Origin of the sequence: Mesorhizobium sp. M2A.F.Ca.ET.039.01.1.1, assembly GCF_003998035.1 — a bacterium.
Taxonomy (GTDB): Bacteria; Pseudomonadota; Alphaproteobacteria; order Rhizobiales; family Rhizobiaceae; genus Mesorhizobium.
Map to the genome: position 1 here is coordinate 1 of NZ_RZRY01000949.1, position 1,966 is coordinate 1,966.

Genomic DNA, 1,966 nt, shown 5'->3' on the forward strand with positions numbered 1-1,966 from the left:
ATATACGAGCGAGCAGTTCCAGCGCCTGATGGCCGACCACGACATCACGTGCTCGATGAGCCGGTCGGGCAACGTCTGGGACAATGCCGCGATGGAGAGCTTCTTCTCGTCGCTGAAAACCGAGCGGACAGCCCGCAAGGTCTACAGGACGAGAGATGACGCCAGGGCGGACGTGTTCGATTACATCGAGCGCTTCTACAACCCGCGGCGTAGGCACTCGACTTTGGGCTATCTAAGCCCCGTCGAGTTCGAGGAGCAAGCTATGCTAGCTTAACTGAGTGTCCGAAAAACCGGCAGCAGGCCAAACACCACCTGCCATCGCCTGCGTCGCTGGTCCACAATTTATGAGTTTACGGCCTACTAGGCTCTCTACAGTGATCGGCCCTGTTACTGTGTGAACCCTCATAGCTTGGTCCTCTCTATAATCTACACGTTGCTTGGCTAGGGTCAGGACTTCTGTGGTTGCCGCCCGTGATGCAAGAAGTTTTTGATCCGAGTTTGCGAGTGATCGAGTGCGGTCTTCTGTAAGGCCTTTGGATGCGGCATTGTCATAGGCCGCTGGCCGGTATGGTGATCTGCGGATCAGATCCCAATCTCATTGGCGAGCTTTAACGCTCAGAGTCCTGAACTGGTTTTTCTGACCCAGATCTGTTCGATCATTGTGCCCATTCGGGTCGTCGCCTTCCTACACCCCCTTATCCGGCCTCAGGCAGATTTTGCAGCATGTTGTTCATGCTGCTGCCACCTGCGCCGGAACTCGATAATCGTCAGCATAGCCCACATCGTCCGCGCCATCTTGTTGGCTAAAGCGATGGCTACAAGCATACGCGGCTTTCGCGCTGCGATGCGCGCCAGCCACGAACCCTGCGGGATTGATTTACGGCCCATCCAGTTAAGACGTGACATCGCGCCGATGATCAGCAGCCTGCGGATATCAGCCTGCCCCGCCTTGGACGTGCGACCAAGTCGCTCCTTACCACCTGAGGAGAACTGGCGTGGAACGAGGCCAAGCCAAGCCGCAAAGTCGCGACCACATCTAAAGCTCTCCATCGAGGGTGCGAAAGCTTCAACTGCCAAGGCGGTCAATGGGCCGACCCCGGGAATGGTCTGCAGGCGTCGCGCCGTGTCAGCTTCAGCCGCCAGCGCCTTGATTTTACCAGTCCGGACATCGATACGGACGGTCTTTTCGGCAATCTGCTCCAGCAACTCCTGGCATTCCTCGCGCATCAAATCAGGCAAGTCGCTGTTCGGAACATCCAGAATCTCTTCGATCCGCTTGATCTGGTTGATCCCCTGGGGAACAACATGGCCATATTCATAAAGGCTCGCCCTGAGCGCGTTGACGAGTTCGGTACGTTGGTGGACGAGCCGCTCTCGGGCGCGAAACAAAATGGCTCTGCTTTGTTGTTCAGCAGACTTTGGCTCGACGAAGCGCATTTCCGGCCGCTGGGCCGCGATCACGATAGCCTCGGCGTCTGCCGCGTCGTTCTTTTGCCGACGGACAAATGGCTTCACGTAATGCGGCGCAATCAGCTTCACCTCATGACCGAGGCCGATCATCTAACGGGCCCAGTAATGCGCGCTACCACAAGCCTCCATCACGGCCAACGCTGGAGGCTGCTCGGCCATGAACTTAAGGAAACTCTGCCGCGACAGCTTCTTACGGAACTGAAGCCGACCCGTCATCGACGCAGCGTGCAGTTGAAAGGCAGCTTTTGCCAAATCCACACCAATCATCATATCTTTCGTCATGGTTGCCGTCCTTTCCGCTCAGTGGCTGTAAACACCACCTTCCTGGCACATTGCGATGCCGTCTGGGGAGGGCGGCAACCACCCCATCTCATTGATCCAGAAGATGAAGGCTGCAGCGAAGGCGATCGCCGACAGGAAGGTGTGAGCACATCGGTCGTATCTGGTGTGGATGCGTCGCCAGTCTTTGAGGCGTGCGAACATGTTCTCGATCCTG

At 56.9% G+C, this 1,966-nt stretch carries 1 protein-coding gene and 2 pseudogenes; 1 reads left to right on the forward strand and 2 read right to left on the reverse strand.

Translation table 11 applies throughout. The annotated features are described in order from the left end of the window. Positions 1-274 (forward strand): IS3 family transposase (locus EOA24_RS35960; protein ID WP_145992568.1); only part of this gene is annotated, 274 nt, incomplete at its 5' end. 456 nt (positions 275-730) lie between these two features. Here EOA24_RS35960 and EOA24_RS35965 read toward each other — a convergent pair. Together EOA24_RS35965 and EOA24_RS43565 are read right to left on the reverse strand one after the other, a co-directional pair. Continuing rightward, positions 731-1,752, reverse strand: a pseudogene (locus EOA24_RS35965) (IS110 family transposase). Between the two features lie 18 nt (positions 1,753-1,770). Beyond that, a pseudogene (locus EOA24_RS43565) lies at positions 1,771-1,966 on the reverse strand (hypothetical protein); the annotation flags it as partial.